The organism is Streptomyces sp. NPDC101234 (assembly GCF_044767525.1).
Classification (GTDB): domain Bacteria; phylum Actinomycetota; class Actinomycetes; order Streptomycetales; family Streptomycetaceae; genus Streptomyces; species Streptomyces sasae.
Window position 1 is genome coordinate 363,504 of record NZ_JBIWOA010000001.1, and the last position, 15,846, is coordinate 379,349.

Sequence of the window (15,846 nt, forward strand, 5' to 3'; positions counted from 1 at the left end):
ATGGCAATGCCCCCGGCGTCACTCGGACGCCGGGGGCTCGTGTCTGTCTGCGTCAGCCCCGGCAGGGCTCGGTCCGCGTCAGCCCGAGTACGGCTCGGCCTTGAGGATCTTCACCGAGGCCTTCTTGCCGTTCGGCAGCTCGTACTCCGCGTCCTCGCCCACCTTGTGACCGATGACACCGGTGCCAAGAGGGGACTGGGGGGAGTAGGTCTCCACGTCGGAGCTCGCGTATTCGCGCGAGGCCAGGAGGAACGTCATGGTGTCGTCCTCGTCACCGTCGAAGGCGATGGTCACCACCATGCCGGGCGCGACGGCTCCGTCCGCCGAAGCCGGCGCCTCGCCGACCTTCGCGTTCTCCAGGAGCTGGGTCAGCTGGCGCACACGGAGCTCCTGCTTGCCCTGCTCCTCCTTGGCCGCGTGGTACCCGCCGTTCTCGCGCAGGTCGCCCTCCTCGCGCGCGGCCGCGATCTTGGCGGCGATGTCCGTGCGCGCAGGACCAGACAGGTACTCCAGCTCGGCCCTGAGCTGGTTGTACGCCTCCTGGGTCAGCCAGGTGACGTTCTCGCTGGTCTGGGTCACAGGTGCTCCTCGTCGGTACTGGGAATACAAAGCATCGCCCTACCCAGAAGCATGTTCCTTCATGGATGGGCGAAACCACGAGCCTAACAATTCAACGGCGAAAGGGGGAGGACATAAGCCGCTAGAGTCGCGTCAACGCAGGTCAGCCCCTACGTATTCTGGCTGACGCCCACTGGTGTCAGTCGGCGTGGCAGCCGAGCAGCTCCGCCGTGGTGCCCCGGGCCGTCGTACGGAGGGTGACCAGCCTGTCGATCTGGGTCGCGGAACCGGTGAACCGGAAGTCCGCACGGCCCACCTCGGAGCCGTCCGCCGCCTGGGAGCGCAGGGTGCAGTAGCCGGAGGCGCCGGAGTCCTTGTGGACCTCGAGATGTACTTTGACCGCGTTGGCGGAGGCGTCGAAGGTGACGACCTGGGCGCTGATCTTGTTCTCGACCACGTAGTGGTAGGCCCAGTAACCGACCAGGACGAGCAGCAGGGCACCGAGGATCGCGCCGGCGGTCCTGAGCTTGCGGTCGGCGCGCTCGTCCGAGGTGCGGCCGTAACGGCCCTCGGGCAGCCGCGTGCTCGCGGTACTCATGATCGTCCTCCCGGCAAGAACCACCCCCGGACCCGTCAGGAACCGGACCCCGGAATTATTCGCCCCCCGATTCGGTCACTATAGAAGCCTCCCGCCCGCCGCCCGACCACCACCCCTCATCGACGTCCCTGCGGGACGACACCTTTCAATCGCCCCCGAGCTACCGGGGCGCCGACTTACCGAGGATTGAGTCTTGACTGACCAGCTGCGACTGATGGCCGTCCATGCCCACCCCGACGACGAGTCGAGCAAGGGCGCGGCGACCATGGCGAAGTACGTGTCCGAGGGGGTGGACGTGCTGGTCGTGACCTGCACGGGCGGGGAGCGCGGCTCCATCCTCAACCCCAAGCTGCAGGGCGACAAGTACATCGAGGAGCACATCCACGAGGTACGCAAGAAGGAGATGGACGAGGCCCGCGAGATCCTCGGCGTCAAGCAGGAGTGGCTCGGCTTCGTCGACTCCGGCCTGCCCGAGGGCGACCCGCTGCCCCCGCTGCCCGAGGGCTGCTTCGCCCTGGAGGACGTCGACAAGGCGGCCGGCGAGCTCGTCCGCAAGATCCGCGCCTTCCGCCCGCAGGTGATCACCACCTACGACGAGAACGGCGGCTACCCGCACCCCGACCACATCATGACCCACAAGATCTCGATGGTGGCCTTCGAGGGCGCGGCCGACGCCGAGAAGTACCCCGAGGCCGAGTACGGCCCCGTCTACCAGCCGCAGAAGCTCTACTACAACCAGGGCTTCAACCGCCCCCGCACCGAGGCGCTGCACAACGCCATGCTGGAGCGCGGCCTGGAGTCGCCGTACGGGGACTGGCTGAAGCGGTGGAGCGAGTTCGAGCGCACCGAGCGCACCCTGACCACGCACATCCCGTGCGCGGACTTCTTCGAGATCCGTGACAAGGCGCTGATCGCCCACGCCACGCAGATCGACCCCGACGGCGGCTGGTTCAAGGTTCCGATGGACCTCCAGAAGGAGGTCTGGCCGACCGAGGAGTACGAGCTCGCGAAGGCGCTCGTCGATACCTCCCTCCCCGAGGACGACCTCTTTGCGGGCATCCGCGACAATGCCTGACATGAGCGCAAGCGCAAGCCTGGCACTGACGAACCTCGTACCCCTCGCCAAGGAGGTCGACGAGAACAAGGTCACCCCCGGCGTCCTCGGTTTCATCGTCTTCGCGGTGATGGCCCTGGCGGTCTGGGGCCTGATGAAGTCCATGACGAAGCACATGCAGAAGGTCGACTTCAAGGACTCCGAGGAGTCCGAGGAGTCCCCGGGGGCCAAGGCGGGCTCCGGGGCTCCCGCGGCCGGCCCCAAGGGCTGACCGGCGTCACGCTCCGCCCGGCACCGGCACCCCCATGACCTCACGGGCGTGCCGGCTGGGCACCATGCCCAGGCGCCAGGCCTGCCAGCCGGACTCCAGCTGCACACCGCGTTCCAGGAGCAGGCCGTACGCCGTGACGTACTCGGTCAGCTTCTCGTCCCGCAGCGGATGCGCGGTGCGGGAGAGCTGGGCCAGGTCCTCCTGGGCGACCGCGGTGCCCACCTCCACGCCGCCGGGCGCGGCATAGGGCAGCAGGGTGCAGCGCAGGAAGCGGGCCCAGTCCTCGCCGCGGCGGTCGCCGTACGACGTGAACAGGGTGATCGCCTCGTCGCACAGGGCCAGGGCCTGCTGGGTGCGGGTGTTGCCGGCGTCCACGACGGCCAGCTCCAGACAGGTCCAGGCCTCGCCGTGCACGACGCCGATGCGCTGGAAGTCGGCGCGGGCGTCGACGAGGAGCTGACGGGCGAAGCCCGAGTTGCGCAGCGAACCGGTCTGGGCCGCCCGCTGGTCGCGGGTGGTCCGGGCCGAGTGATGACGGGCGCAGGCCAGACCGTAGACGTCCCGGATCCGGGAGAACATGGTGCGCGAGCGCTCCAGCTCGCGGACCGCCTGGTCGAGATTGCCCGTCTCCTCCAGGGCCTGGCCCAGGTAGTAGACCGTCCAGGCCTCGCCGCGCGCGTCCTCGTTGTCCCGGTGCCGGGCCGCTGCCTGGCGGAGGCCGTCGACCGCGGGGGAGGCGTCGCCGTCCACCAGCCGGGCCCGCGCCAGCTGGGTCAGCGCCCAGGCCTCTCCCCGGGCGTCCTGAGTACGGCCGTAACGTTCCAGCGCGGCCCCCAGCTCCCGCTCCGCACGCGGTACGTCACCCATGCGCAGCGCCAGCTGCCCCAGCTGGAAGTGCGCCCAGGCCTCGCCGTGCACCGAACCGCCCTCGTGGTGCAGCACCAGTGAGCGGGTCAGCAGGTCCAGAGCCTCGGGCAACCGGGCACGGTCGCGCTGCACCGCCGCCAGGGCGTGCATGGTCCAGGCCCGGTCGGTGGCCAGTTCGGGGGCCGCCTGGAGGTCCAGGGCCTCCTGGAGCTTGGCCGCCGCCTCGGTGAGATTGCCCTGATGGTGCAGGGTGATGCCGAGGGAACACAGCGCACGGGCCGCGCCGGCGTCGTGATGCGCCTCCATGTAGAGATCGACGACCGAGGCGAGGGTGGTGCGGGCCTTGTCCAGCTCGCCCAGCTGACGGGCCGCGATACCCGTCCGCCACTGCACCGAGCGCACCAGCAGCCCCTGGTCCACCGCCTGCGCCAGCTCGCTGATCTCACCGAGCCGGTAGAGATCGCCGCGCAGCAGGCAGTAGTCGCACAGCGCGCCCAGCAGATTCTGCACGGCTCCCTGGTCGACGCCCTCCGACTGCCGCAGCGCCGCCGTGATGAAGCTCGACTCGTCGTCCAGCCAGCGCAGCGCCTCGTCCAGCGAGGTGAAGCCGTGCGGGCTGAACCGGTCCGAGCGGGTCGACATGTTGCCGTCGACCAGCCGCAGCACGGAGTCGGCCAGCTCCGCGTAGTTCACGATCAGCCGCTCCTGCGCGGCCGTACGGTCGGCCGGCTCCTCCTCGTCCAGCAGACGGGCCTGGGCGAAGGAGCGGACCAGGTCGTGCAGCCGGTAGCGGCTGCCGCGGACATGGTCGATCAGACCGGCCTGCGCCAGTACGACGAGGTGGCGGGTCGCCTCCGCCTCGTCCGTGGCCAGCAGGGCGGCCGCGGCCGCCGCGCCGAGCGAGGCCCGGCCCGCCAGCGCCAGCCTCCGCAACAGCCGGCGCGCAGTCTCCGACTGGTCGGTGTAGCGCAGCCACAGCACCCGCTCCACCGGCTCGACCGGCCCGTACGCGCCCAGATCCGTGGCCAGTTGCAGTGGGGAACGCGCCCCCAGCGACGACCCAGCGATCCGCAACGCCAACGGCAGCCCGCCGCACAGCTCCCGGATCTCGTCCGCGGACTGCGCGTCGTACGGCCCCGACGCCTCCTGCGCCGCCGCGCCCAGCAGCTCCTCCGCCCCCGCCGCGTCCAGCGCCGTGACCGGAAGCCGGTGCACCCAGGCCGGCAGATCCGCCGGCAGATCGAGCTGGTCCCGGGTCGTGACCAGGACCAGGCTGTCCGAACGCTCCGGGACCAGGGTGCGCACCTGCTCCGGATCCGAGGCGTCGTCCAGCACGATCGTCACCGCAAGACCCGTGAGGTGCTGGTGGTACAGCTCGCTCAGCCGCTTGACCTGCTGGTCGGGCGAGGAACGCTCCCGGAACAGCAGCTGCTCGCGCGGCGCGCCCAGCCGGTTGAGCAGATGCAGCAGCGCGTCCCGGGTGGTCAGCGGCGGCTCCCCCCGGCTGTCGCCGCGCAGATCCACCACGACCGCACCCCGGAAGAGGTCCTTCAGCTCGTGCGTGGCACGGACCGCGAGGGCCGTACGGCCGGAGCCGGGCTCCCCGTGCAGGACGACCACCGTCGGACGGGTCTCCGTGGTCGCCCGGGCCGCCTGCGCCCACTGCCGGATCCGCGCCAGCTCCTGCTGCCGGCCGGCGAACGGGCCGTCGGGGCGGGGGAGCTGGCCGAACGACTGCTGCAGCACCGTACGCCTGCGGGCCGCCGCGCTCTTGTCCGCGCCACGCAGGCCGGGGCTCTGCTTCTTGGGGCCCGTGGAGGCGCTGAGCACCCGCTGCTGATCGAGGAACGGACGGATGCCCCGCACCTCCAGCGCGGTCAGCCACTGCAGCCGCAACTGCTCGGGACCGCCGGGCTGACCGGCCGCGCCGGCGTGGTGATGGGCGGCGGGGAGGTGAGAACCGGCGACCTTCACGACCGTCGCCGCCGCGCCGACGACACCGACGGCCACACCCGCGCCGAGCGCCGTACCGGCGCCGGTGCCCAGGGAGAGGTCGGCGACGGTGGCGGCGACCGCCGCGACGGCCGCGACCAGCAGGGGAGTTCCGGCGCCGTCTCTGGCGTACCGTCGGCCGAAGCTCGGCCGGACCGCCTCCGTCTCGTCGAGGGCGTGGGTGTACGACTCGTACTCCTCGGTGGCCGACCGCGCCATCGTGTCCATGCCGGCACGTGCGCGTGAGAGCAACAGCTGTCCGTCGACGCGGCCGCCCGAGCGGCGGACCTCCTCCTCCACGGCTCGCACCAGCAACCGGTCGGCTTCCGCCCGATGGGCGTCCCGCATGTCCCGTCCCCCTCCAGCGGCAACTCCTTTGTGTACAAGTGTCCTTGCCGAGGGGCGTGATGGCGAGGGGGCGACGATCAGAGGGCGGGTGAGGGTTCGGTGGTGGTTCCCCGATTCCTGGACCCCGCGGGCCGGCGCTCAGGCATCCCGTCGAAGGGCCGGTGTGGTTCTCCTGGCTACTGGGCGGTGCGGCCGGGGTGGGCGGGTATCCGGCCCCAGCCCTTCGACAGCGCCAGGTACACGCACGCGGCCGCCAGGCCTGCCTCCGCCACCGCGCTGCCCAGCGCCACCACCAGTTCCGTGCCCATCGCCGACGTGGTGATGTCGAACCACGCGTCCAGGACAGCCATCGACGCCGTCGCGGAAGCGGTGAGCCGGGCCCGATTGTCGCCCCGCAGTCCCAGTACCGCTGTTGCCGCGCAGCCCGCCGCCATCAGGACGTCCAGCCCTATCCAGGCCACCGACCAGTTGTGCACCTCGGTCTTGGCGGGCAGCGTCACCGCCAGCACCGCCATCCACGGAACGAGCAGCACGGCGGACGAACCGAGAAGGATCAGTGCCCACCTCTTCAGCCGCCTCGTCCGCTTCATCTGCCGCACCTTCGTCGTCGTTAACCCCTCCAACATGTGATCCCCCTTGTCCTGTTCCGGCTCCGCGGATCTTTCTGGTGCTCCGCCATGCCTCGATCCGTCATGCCTCGATCCGCCATGCCCCCACGCTAGATCGCAGAGAAAATTCTGCAAAGAAAATTCGGCAGATATCAGGGACTTCTCGGGGTTCTCAGGGTTACGGTGACGACATGACCGACGGCACGCCCCGGACGGCCGGAGAACCCGAGCCCGCCGCACCCGCCGAACACGCCGAAATGACCAGCCTCGAACGCACCGCCCTCTACAAGTCCCTCGGCAACCCGCTGCGCCGCCGGATCCTCGACTACCTCGGCCGGCACGGCGAGGCGAACTCCACCGTGCTCGCCCGCGAACTCGGCGAGAGCTCCGGCACCACCAGCTACCACCTGCGCAAACTCGCCGAGCAGCGGCTCATCGAGGAGATCCCGGAGAAGTCGGGCGGGCGCGAGCGCTGGTGGCGGAGCCTGCCCTTCAGCCACACCACGCCCGACCCTGCGACGATGACGCAGGAGGAGTACGCCGCGGCCGAGCAACTCGCCCTGCTGAAGATCGAGATGGACACCCGGCTGTTCCGCCGCGCCCACCAGGAGTACCGGGGCCCGCAGGGCTGGGCCCAGGTCCAGCGCACCGGCACCTGGATGACGAAGAGCGACCTCCACGACTTCGTACGCGCCTACAAGGAACTCCTGGACCGCTACGGCCACCCCGAAGACGCCGTCCCCGAGGGGGCGCGCCGGGTCAACGTGCGCTTCTACGCCGCCCCCGACCCCGTGGGAGAGTGGGAGGGTGAACCGACTGGCCCATGAGACGTCCCCGTACCTCCTCCAGCACGCCGACAACCCCGTCGACTGGTGGCCCTGGTCGGCCGAAGCCTTCGAGGCCGCTCGGGCCGCGAACAAACCCGTCCTGCTGAGCGTCGGGTACAGCTCTTGCCACTGGTGCCATGTCATGGCTCACGAGTCCTTCGAGGACCGGGCTACCGCCGACTACCTCAACGAGCACTTCGTCAACATCAAGGTCGACCGCGAGGAGCGGCCGGACGTCGATGCCGTCTACATGGAGGCCGTGCAGGCGGCCACCGGGCAGGGCGGCTGGCCCATGACCGTGTTTCTGACGCCCGATGCCGAACCCTTCTACTTCGGCACCTACTTCCCGCCCGCCCCGCGTCACGGCATGCCCTCCTTCCGGCAGGTTCTGGAGGGGGTCCGGGCCGCCTGGGCCGACCGGCGGGACGAGGTCTCCGAGGTCGCCGGGAAGATCGTCCGTGATCTCGCCGAGCGGGAGATCAGCTATCAGGGCGACCGGCCGCCCGGCGAGCAGGAACTCGCCGGGGCCCTGCTGGGGCTCACCCGTGAGTACGACGCGCAGCGCGGCGGATTCGGTGGTGCGCCCAAGTTCCCGCCGTCCATGGTCGTCGAGTTCCTGCTGCGCCACCACGCCCGGACCGGTTCCGAAGGCGCGCTGCAGATGGCCGTGGACACCTGTGAGCGGATGGCCCGCGGCGGTATCTACGACCAGCTCGGCGGCGGCTTCGCCCGCTACTCCGTCGACCGCGACTGGGTCGTGCCGCACTTCGAGAAGATGCTGTACGACAACGCCCTGCTGTGCCGGGCGTACGCCCACCTGTGGCGGGCCACCGGGTCCGAGCTGGCCCGCCGGGTTGCTCTGGAGACCGCCGACTTCATGGTCCGTGAACTGCGCACCGGCGAGGGCGGGTTCGCCTCCGCCCTCGACGCCGACAGCGACGACGGGACCGGGACCGGGAAGCATGTCGAGGGCGCGTACTACGTCTGGACGCCCGCGCAGCTCGCCGAGGTACTGGGCGATGAGGACGCGCACCTGGCGGCCCAGTACTTCGGGGTCACCGAAGAGGGCACCTTCGAACACGGTCAGTCCGTCCTCCAACTCCCGCAGCAGGAAGGTGTCTTCGACGCCGAGCGGATCGAGTCCGTCAAGCAGCGGCTGCTGGCCGCGCGAGCACAGCGCCCCGCCCCCGGCCGTGACGACAAGGTCGTCGCCGCCTGGAACGGCCTCGCCGTCGCCGCGCTCGCCGAGACCGGCGCCTACTTCGACCGCCCCGACCTGGTCGAGGCCGCCGTCGGCGCCGCCGACCTCCTCGTACGGCTGCATCTCGACGACCACGCACGGCTCGCCCGCACCAGCCGGGACGGCAAGGCCGGCGCCAACGCGGGCGTCCTGGAGGACTACGGCGATGTCGCCGAGGGTTTCCTCGCGCTCGCGTCCGTGACCGGCGAGGGCGTCTGGCTGGAGTTCGCCGGCCTCCTCCTCGACCATGTCCTGGCCCGCTTCACCGACCCGGAGACCGGCGCCCTCTACGACACCGCCTCCGACGCCGAACAGCTCATCCGCCGCCCCCAGGACCCGACCGACAACGCCACGCCCTCCGGGTGGACCGCCGCCGCGGGCGCCCTGCTGAGCTATGCGGCCCACACCGGCTCGGAACCTCATCGCACCGCGGCGGAAAGGGCGTTGGGGGTCGTCAGGACGCTCGGGCCGCGGGTGCCGCGCTTCGTCGGGTGGGGGCTCGCCGTGGCCGAGGCGCTGCTCGACGGGCCGCGCGAGGTGGCGATCGTCGGACCGGGAGCGCAGGACAAAGAGACGGCCACCCTGCACCGCACGGCACTTCTGGGCACCGCCCCCGGCGCGGTCGTGGCTGTGGGAACTCCGGAGAGCGACGAGTTCCCGCTGCTCGAAGGGCGGCCGCTCGTCGGCGGGGAGGCGGCCGCCTACGTCTGCCGCAACTTCACCTGCGACGCTCCGACCACCGACCCTGAACGGCTGAAATCGGCTCTCGGGGGCTGAAGTTGTCGGGGAGGGTCGCTCGCCAGGGGTGCAACTGACCGCAAATGCACCCCTGTTCTGATAGATACCGCTTGCGGCACCACCGTTCCGAAACATGCTGTTTATCGGATCGGGGGTTGCGCTTCACAGATCCCCCCTAGGTTCTCCACAAGGGCGCGACGGCTGTCACTCGCCGTTGCGCACAGGGGGTTTCGGGATCTGGGGGGATCTTCTCTTGCTGACGTCTGTCCTCGTCGCGGCCGTCTCGCTCGCCTTGTTCTGGATGGCGGCCTTCACCCTGTGGTGGCAGATGCACGCGTGGCGTACGCCCGAAGTGCTCGCCTCCACCCGGTTCGGTAGACCCGACGGCGGTGAACACCTGTCGTTCTCGCTGCTGCTGCCCGCGCGGCACGAACAGGCCGTGCTCGACCACACCATCCAGCGGCTGCTGGAGTCCACACACACCGACTTCGAGATCATCGTCATCGTCGGGCACGACGATCCCGAGACCACGGCGGTCGCGGAAGCGGCCGCCAGGCGTGACCCGCGTGTCCGGGTCGTCGTCGACACGCACGAGAAGAAGAACAAGCCGAAGGCCATGAACACGGCGCTGCCGCACTGCCGCGGCGATGTCGTCGGGGTCTTCGACGCCGAGGACCAGGTCCACCCTGCGCTGCTCGCCCATGTCGACCACGCCTTCCGCACCACGGACGCGGACGTCGTCCAAGGGGGCGTCCAGCTCATCAACTTCCACTCCAGCTGGTACAGCCTGCGCAACTGCCTGGAGTACTTCTTCTGGTTCCGGTCCCGGCTGCATCTGCATGCGCAGAAAGGGTTCATCCCGCTCGGCGGCAACACCGTCTTCGTACGGACGACCGTGCTCAGGGAGGCCGACGGCTGGGATCCCGACTGCCTCGCGGAGGACTGCGACCTGGGCGTCCGGCTGTCGAGCGTCGGCAAGAAGGTCGTCGTCGCCTACGACTCCGACATGGTGACCCGTGAGGAGACCCCGGGCTCCCTCATGTCGCTGCTCAAGCAGCGCACCCGCTGGAACCAGGGCTTCCTCCAGGTCTACCGGAAGAAGGACTGGCAGCAACTCCCCGGCTTCGGGCAGCGGTTGCTCGCCCGGTACACCCTGATGACACCGTTCCTGCAGGCCTTCTCCGGCGTGATCATCCCGCTGAACGCGGCGGTCGCCCTCTTCCTCGACGTTCCGGTCGGCGTCGCCTTCCTCACCTTCCTGCCGCTGGTCACCGCCGCCGTCACCTTTGTCTTCGAGGTGGTCGGCCTGCACGACTTCGGCAAGCAGTACGGGCTGCGGGTCCGCTTCGTCCACTACGCGAAGCTCGTCGTCGGCGGCCCCTTCTACCAGGTCCTCCTCGCCGGAGCGGCGATCCGCGCAGTGTGGCGCGAACAACGCGGCCGCAACGACTGGGAGTTGACCACGCACGTCGGCGCGCACCTCACCGCGGCCGAGCCGATCCGAGAGGACGTACCCGCGTGACCTCCACCCTTCCCGCGGTGACCACTCCGACGGTCCCCGCGCAGCGCCGGCCTGCGCCCACAGCGGGTTCGACCGGCCGAACGTCCCCGCCGCTCCGGCTCCGGTCCTCCCGCCCCGACCTGCTCCTCTGCGCCGTCCTGCTGCTCGTGATCCTCGCCGTCCAGGGCTGGAACATCGCCGACTACCCGACCCTCAGCGACGACGAGGGCACCTACCTCGCCCAGGCCTGGGCCGTCCAGGAGGGCCGGGGCCTCGCCCACTACACCTACTGGTACGACCACCCGCCGCTCGGCTGGATCCAGATAGCCCTGCTCACCTGGATACCCTCCGCCCTCGACCCCGGCCTGATGACCGTCGGCTCCATGCGCGTGGCGATGCTGCTGGTCAGCGCGGTCAGTGCGGTCCTCGTCTACGTCCTCGGCCGCCGCCTCTCGCTGCCCCGCTGGGCGGCCGGCCTCGGCATGGCCCTCTTCGGGCTCTCACCGCTCTCCGTCGTCCTGCAGCGCGAGATCTTCCTCGACAACATCGCCGTGATGTGGCTGCTGCTGGCCTTCTGCCTCGCCGCCTCGCCCAGCCGCCACCTCTGGCACCACTTCGGCGCCGGACTCGCCGCGGCGGCCGGGGTGTTGACCAAGGAGACGATGCTCGTCGTCCTCCCGGCCCTGCTGGTCACCATGTGGCGCCACGGGCACGCCGACACCCGTAAGTTCGCCCTCACCGGTGCCGTCACCGCCTGCACCATGGCCGGACTGTCGTACCCCCTCTTCGCCCTCCTCAAGGGCGAGTTGCTGCCCGGCGCCGGCCATGTATCGCTCTGGGACGGCATCAAGTACCAGATGTCCAGGCCGGGTTCGGGCTTCATTCTGGACAGCTCCTCCGGCTCCTACGGCGTGCTGCACTCCTGGCTGTACTACGACCGGGTGCTGCCCCTCGGCGGCCTCGGCGGCGCCCTGCTGCTTCTCGTCGTCCACCGCTGGTCGGTCACCGCCCGCGCCCTCGCCGGCCCGGCGCTCGCCGTGGTCATCCTGGCCGCCGTCGCCCTGCGCCCGGGCGGCTATCTGCCCGCGATGTACATCATCGGCGCGCTGCCCTTCCTGGCCCTCGTCCTCGCCGGCGCCACCGCGTCCGTCGCGCACGCCACGCTGCGCAGATGGCGCGCCGAGGGCGAGAGACGCGCGGTGACCGGCGGCCGGTACGCGCTGGCCGTGGTACTCGCCCTCGCCGCCGGGGCGTACGTCGTACCGAAGTGGTACGACGGCGATCGCACCGCCGTCACGGCCGACGCCAACGCGCCCTACCGGCAGGCCTCGAAGTGGCTCGGCAGCAAGGTCGCCGACCCCGCCGACACCCGCGTCCTCGTCGACGACGCGCTCTGGCTGGACCTCGTCCACGAGGGCTACCGGCCCGGCCTCGGCGTCATCTGGTTCTACAAGGCCGACCTCGACCCGGCCGTCACCAAGACCCTGCCGCACGGCTGGCGTGACCTCGACTACGTGGTCGCCTCCCCGACGGTACGACGGGACGCCCGCGACCTGCCCAACGTCAGGGCCGCGCTCCGGCACTCCACCCCGGTCGCCGTCTTCGGCACCGGCGCCGACCGCATCGAGATCCGGCAGATCGCAGGGGGTGCCCGTTGAGCGGCCACGAGTACACCGTCCCGGTACCGGGATTGAAGGCCACCGAGGTGCCCGAGCCGGGCGCCGTCACCATCGTCGTACCGACCTTCAACGAGTCCGGGAACGTACGGCGGTTGCTGCACCAGATCACCGAGTCGGTGCCCGCGCGGCTGCCCTGCGAGGTCGTCTTCGTCGACGACTCCACCGACGACACCCCCGAGGTCATCCGACAGGCCGCGCAGGACTGTCCGTTCCCGGTGACCGTGCTGCACCGGGAGGAGCCGGTGGGCGGTCTGGGCGGGGCCGTGGTGGAGGGGCTGCGGGCGGCCACCTCGGACTGGATCGTCGTCATGGACGGCGACTGCCAGCATCCGCCGTCCCTGGTACCGGAGTTGGTGGCCACGGGGGAGCGCAGCCACGCCGGACTCGTCGTCGCTTCCCGGTACATCAAGGGCGGCAGCCGGGCCGGGCTCGCCGGCAGCTACCGGGTGGCCGTCTCACGCGGGGCGACCTGGCTGACCAAGTCCCTGTTCCCGCGCAGGCTGCACGGCATCAGCGACCCGATGAGCGGCTTCTTCGCGATCCGGCGGAGCGCGGTCACGGCGGATGTGCTGAAGCCGCTGGGCTACAAGATCCTCCTTGAGCTGGCGGTCAGGAGCAGGCCCCGGCAGGTCGCGGAAGTCCCCTTCGTCTTCCAGGACCGGTTCGCCGGGGAGTCCAAGTCGACCGCGCAGGAGGGCCTGCGCTTCCTGCGTCATCTGGCCGGACTGCGCACCGCCTCGCCGGTCGCCCGCATGGTCGGCTTCGGGCTGATCGGGCTGAGCGGCTTCGTGCCCAACCTGGTGGGGCTGTGGGCGCTGACCCGCCTCGGCCTGCACTACGTCCCCGCCGAGATCCTCGCCAACCAGCTCGGCGTCGCCTGGAACTTCGTCCTCATCGAACACCTGCTGTTCCGCGACCGGCGGGCCCATCGCCGCTGGTGGGACCGGGGCGGCCGGTTCGCGCTGCTCGCCAACGCCGACCTGGTGCTGCGCATCCCGCTGATCGCCCTGTTCGTCGACCGGTTCGGGATGGGCGCGCTGTCCGCGACCGCGCTCGCGCTGGTGACGACGTTCGTGCTGCGGTTTTTGGGGACGGAGGCGCTGGTGTATCTGCCGCGCCGCAAGAAGGACGCAAGGAGAGCCGCGTGAGACCGCACAGAAGAAGGACGGCCCTGCTCGGGGTGGGCGCCCTGACCGCCGGACTGCTGCTCGCCGCACCGCAGCCCGCCCAGGCCGCCAACCTCATCACCGATCCGGGCTTCGAGACCGCCGGCACGGACGGCATGCCGTACTGCTGGGAGAAGTCCGGCTGGGGCGACAACGACTTCACCTTCGAGACCACCTCGGACGCCCACTCCGGGGCCAAGGCCATGAAGGTCACGCTGACCCGGCGGGTCGACGGCGACCGCAAGGCCATGATCCTGGAGACCTCCGACTGCGCGCCGACCGTGACCGTGGGCAAGCAGTACGACCTCGGGCTCTGGTACAAGACGACCACGCCGGACGCGAACATCACCCTGTTCCGGCACGACGCCACCGCCGGCTGGCAGTACTGGACCGACCTCAAGACCCTTGAGATGCAAGGGGACTGGACGCAGGCCACGGTCCGCACGCCCCAGGTCCCGGACGGCACCGACCGCATCACCTGGGGTGTCTCCGTCTACGGCACCGGCTCGGCGACCACCGACGACTACACCATGGAGCAGGTGGCCGACCCGGTCCCGCCCGCGACCTGCACGGGCACCGCGGACGAGTGTGCCAACGGCCGCTGGGACGTGCTGCCCACGCAGAACCCGGTCCGCTCCATGCACTCCGTCGTCCTCAACAACGGCAAGGTGCTGCTGATCGCGGGCTCCGGCAACAGCGAAGAGAACTTCGACGCGGGCACCTTCACCAGCGCGGTGTACGACCCGGCGAACGGCACGTACAAGGTCATCCCGACGCCGAAGGACATGTTCTGCTCGGGCCACATCCAGCTGCAGGACGGGCGTGTCCTCGTGCTGAGCGGCAACAAGGCGTTCCCGGCGGCGGACGGCTCGCACGGCTACGAGGGCTACAAGGACTCGTACATCTTCGACCCGGTCACCGAGACCTACAGCAGGACGAACGACCTGAACGACGGCCACTGGTACCCGTCGGCGACCGAACTCGGCAACGGTGACGTCATCTCCTTCGGCGGCCTGCGCGAGGACTCGACCGGATCGGTGACCGCCGAGTACTGGTCGGACGCCGAGCAGAAGTGGCTGGCGCTGTGGCAGGTCAACCAGACCTGGTCGTACTGGGGCCTGTACCCGTCGATGATCCTGATGCAGGACGGCCGGCTCTTCTACTCCGGCAGCCATGTCTTCGGCAACAACATCCCGGGGACCGGCTCGGCGATCTACGACTACGGCGCCAACACCATCACCCAGGTCCCGGGCCTGCAGAACAAGGACCAGCGCGACCAGTCGGCGAGCGTGCTGCTGCCCCCGGCGCAGGACCAGAAGGTGCTCACCATCGGCGGCGGCAACATCGACACCAATCCGGACGCCAACCGCCTCACCGACATCATCGACCTCAAGCAGGCCAACCCGTCCTACGTCGCCGGGCCGCAGATCCCGCAGGGGACGGTCGACCTGGGCAACGGCCCGGTCCCCGAGACCGGCGGCCAGGGCAAGATGTACGTCTCCGCCGTACTGCTGCCCGACGGCAAGGTGCTGGAGACCGGTGGCGGACTGCACAACCGGGCCAACCCGGTCTACGAGGCCTCGATCTACGACCCCGACAGCAACACCTTCGACCCGGTGGCCGCCGACCCCCAGGCCCGTGGCTACCATTCGTCCGCGTTCCTGCTGCCCGACGGCCGGGTGATGGCCACCGGTGACAACCCGGGCAACGGCACCTGGAACCACAACGTGTCGATCTACACCCCGCCCTACCTTCTCAAGGGCGAGCGTCCGACGATCACTTCGATGATCAACACGGAGTGGCACTACGGCGACACCCAGCGGATCACGGTCGACCACCCCATCGTCAAGGCCGAGTTGATCCGCCCGGCGGCCGTCACCCACTCCTCCGACCCGAACCAGCGCTTCGTCGACCTGCCGCTGTCCGTCGACGGCGACAACGTCGACCTGAACGTGACGAGCAACCCGGACGTGGCCCCGCCCGGGTGGTACATGCTGTTCGCCGTCGACGCGAACGGGGTGCCGTCGGTGGCCAAGTGGGTGCATCTGCAGGGGCCGGCCGCGCTGAGCGCGGACGCGAGCCCGCATGTGCACGCCTTCGCCGACTCCCTCTCGGGGAAGACCTCGGGGGCCGGGAAGAAGCGCACCTCGCAGCCGGTCAGTACGACCATCTCCGGGTGCGATCGGCACTACGGGTCGGTCAACGTGTGTGTGCCGACGGTGTTTCCGCCGGGGGTGAAGAAGACGGCGGCGGCTCGCTGCGCTTGGCTTCGGCAGAACCACTACGGGCGGTTGGAAGTCAACGGGCAGGACGATCCGCTGGGCCTTGACCGGAATCGGGACGGCGTCGCCTGTGGGAAGGGGGATGTGCGTCGTTAGTCGTCTGCGGGCGTGTGGGGG

At 70.2% G+C, this 15,846-nt stretch carries 12 protein-coding genes; 8 read left to right on the forward strand and 4 right to left on the reverse strand.

Annotated elements, in window-relative coordinates; all coding sequences use genetic code 11:
- Positions 1–78: 78 nt before the first annotated feature.
- Positions 79–579: a transcription elongation factor GreA gene (gene greA / locus ACIRR9_RS01770; protein WP_365340167.1), complete on the reverse strand. Its 501-nt coding sequence runs from the start codon at positions 577–579 to the stop codon at positions 79–81.
- A 178-nt stretch (positions 580–757) separates the two neighbouring features.
- Entirely contained in the window at positions 758–1,156 is a 399-nt protein-coding gene (locus tag ACIRR9_RS01775) for a DUF4307 domain-containing protein (RefSeq protein WP_123974522.1), read from the reverse strand.
- A gap of 193 nt (positions 1,157–1,349) precedes the next feature.
- Between ACIRR9_RS01775 and mca the strand changes: the two genes are divergently transcribed.
- Positions 1,350–2,231 carry a mycothiol conjugate amidase Mca gene (mca, locus tag ACIRR9_RS01780; RefSeq protein WP_365340163.1) on the forward strand — a complete coding sequence of 294 codons (882 nt, stop codon included), beginning with the start codon at positions 1,350–1,352 and terminating at the stop codon, positions 2,229–2,231.
- Complete coding sequence (locus ACIRR9_RS01785; protein WP_384559756.1) at positions 2,224–2,481, forward strand: hypothetical protein; 258 nt, start codon at positions 2,224–2,226, stop codon at positions 2,479–2,481. Before mca ends, ACIRR9_RS01785 begins: the two co-directional genes overlap by 8 nt.
- Before the next feature lie 6 nt (positions 2,482–2,487).
- On the opposite strand, the gene ACIRR9_RS01790 is transcribed toward ACIRR9_RS01785, so the two are convergent.
- Both ACIRR9_RS01790 and ACIRR9_RS01795 read right to left on the reverse strand, forming a co-directional pair.
- Positions 2,488–5,688, reverse strand: a complete 3,201-nt coding sequence (locus tag ACIRR9_RS01790) for a tetratricopeptide repeat protein (protein WP_403746482.1) — start codon at positions 5,686–5,688, stop codon at positions 2,488–2,490.
- 176 nt (positions 5,689–5,864) lie between these two features.
- Complete coding sequence (locus tag ACIRR9_RS01795) at positions 5,865–6,278, reverse strand: hypothetical protein (RefSeq protein WP_403746484.1); 414 nt, start codon at positions 6,276–6,278, stop codon at positions 5,865–5,867.
- A 209-nt stretch (positions 6,279–6,487) separates the two neighbouring features.
- Here ACIRR9_RS01795 and ACIRR9_RS01800 point away from each other — a divergent pair, with 209 nt between their 5' ends.
- From ACIRR9_RS01800 to ACIRR9_RS01825, 6 genes are all read left to right on the forward strand, one after another.
- Complete coding sequence (locus ACIRR9_RS01800; protein ID WP_403746486.1) at positions 6,488–7,123, forward strand: ArsR/SmtB family transcription factor; 636 nt, start codon at positions 6,488–6,490, stop codon at positions 7,121–7,123.
- Positions 7,104–9,140, forward strand: coding sequence for a thioredoxin domain-containing protein (locus tag ACIRR9_RS01805; protein ID WP_403746488.1), 2,037 nt, complete (start codon positions 7,104–7,106; stop codon positions 9,138–9,140). The genes ACIRR9_RS01800 and ACIRR9_RS01805 overlap by 20 nt, the downstream gene beginning before the upstream one ends.
- A 214-nt stretch (positions 9,141–9,354) precedes the next feature.
- Positions 9,355–10,623: a glycosyltransferase gene (locus tag ACIRR9_RS01810; protein WP_403746491.1), complete on the forward strand. Its 1,269-nt coding sequence runs from the start codon at positions 9,355–9,357 to the stop codon at positions 10,621–10,623.
- The gene (locus ACIRR9_RS01815; RefSeq protein WP_403746493.1) at positions 10,620–12,260 is read left to right on the forward strand and encodes an ArnT family glycosyltransferase; all 1,641 of its coding nucleotides are present in this window, start codon (positions 10,620–10,622) and stop codon (positions 12,258–12,260) included. The genes ACIRR9_RS01810 and ACIRR9_RS01815 overlap by 4 nt, the downstream gene beginning before the upstream one ends.
- Positions 12,257–13,429, forward strand: a complete 1,173-nt coding sequence (locus ACIRR9_RS01820; RefSeq protein WP_403746496.1) for a glycosyltransferase — start codon at positions 12,257–12,259, stop codon at positions 13,427–13,429. Before ACIRR9_RS01815 ends, ACIRR9_RS01820 begins: the two co-directional genes overlap by 4 nt.
- Positions 13,426–15,825 carry a galactose oxidase-like domain-containing protein gene (locus ACIRR9_RS01825; protein WP_403746498.1) on the forward strand — a complete coding sequence of 800 codons (2,400 nt, stop codon included), beginning with the start codon at positions 13,426–13,428 and terminating at the stop codon, positions 15,823–15,825. The genes ACIRR9_RS01820 and ACIRR9_RS01825 overlap by 4 nt, the downstream gene beginning before the upstream one ends.
- The last annotated feature ends 21 nt before the right edge of the window (positions 15,826–15,846 follow it).

What these genes read in the sequence shown, in the direction of transcription:
- ACIRR9_RS01800 (WP_403746486.1), top strand. Translation starts at nt 6,488, where the DNA reads ATGACCGACGGCACGCCCCGGACGGCCGGAGAACCCGAGCCCGCCGCA.
- ACIRR9_RS01775 (WP_123974522.1), bottom strand. Translation starts at nt 1,156, where the DNA reads ATGAGTACCGCGAGCACGCGGCTGCCCGAGGGCCGTTACGGCCGCACC.
- ACIRR9_RS01795 (WP_403746484.1), bottom strand. Translation starts at nt 6,278, where the DNA reads ATGAAGCGGACGAGGCGGCTGAAGAGGTGGGCACTGATCCTTCTCGGT.
- ACIRR9_RS01790 (WP_403746482.1), bottom strand. Translation starts at nt 5,688, where the DNA reads ATGCGGGACGCCCATCGGGCGGAAGCCGACCGGTTGCTGGTGCGAGCC.
- ACIRR9_RS01785 (WP_384559756.1), top strand. Translation starts at nt 2,224, where the DNA reads ATGCCTGACATGAGCGCAAGCGCAAGCCTGGCACTGACGAACCTCGTA.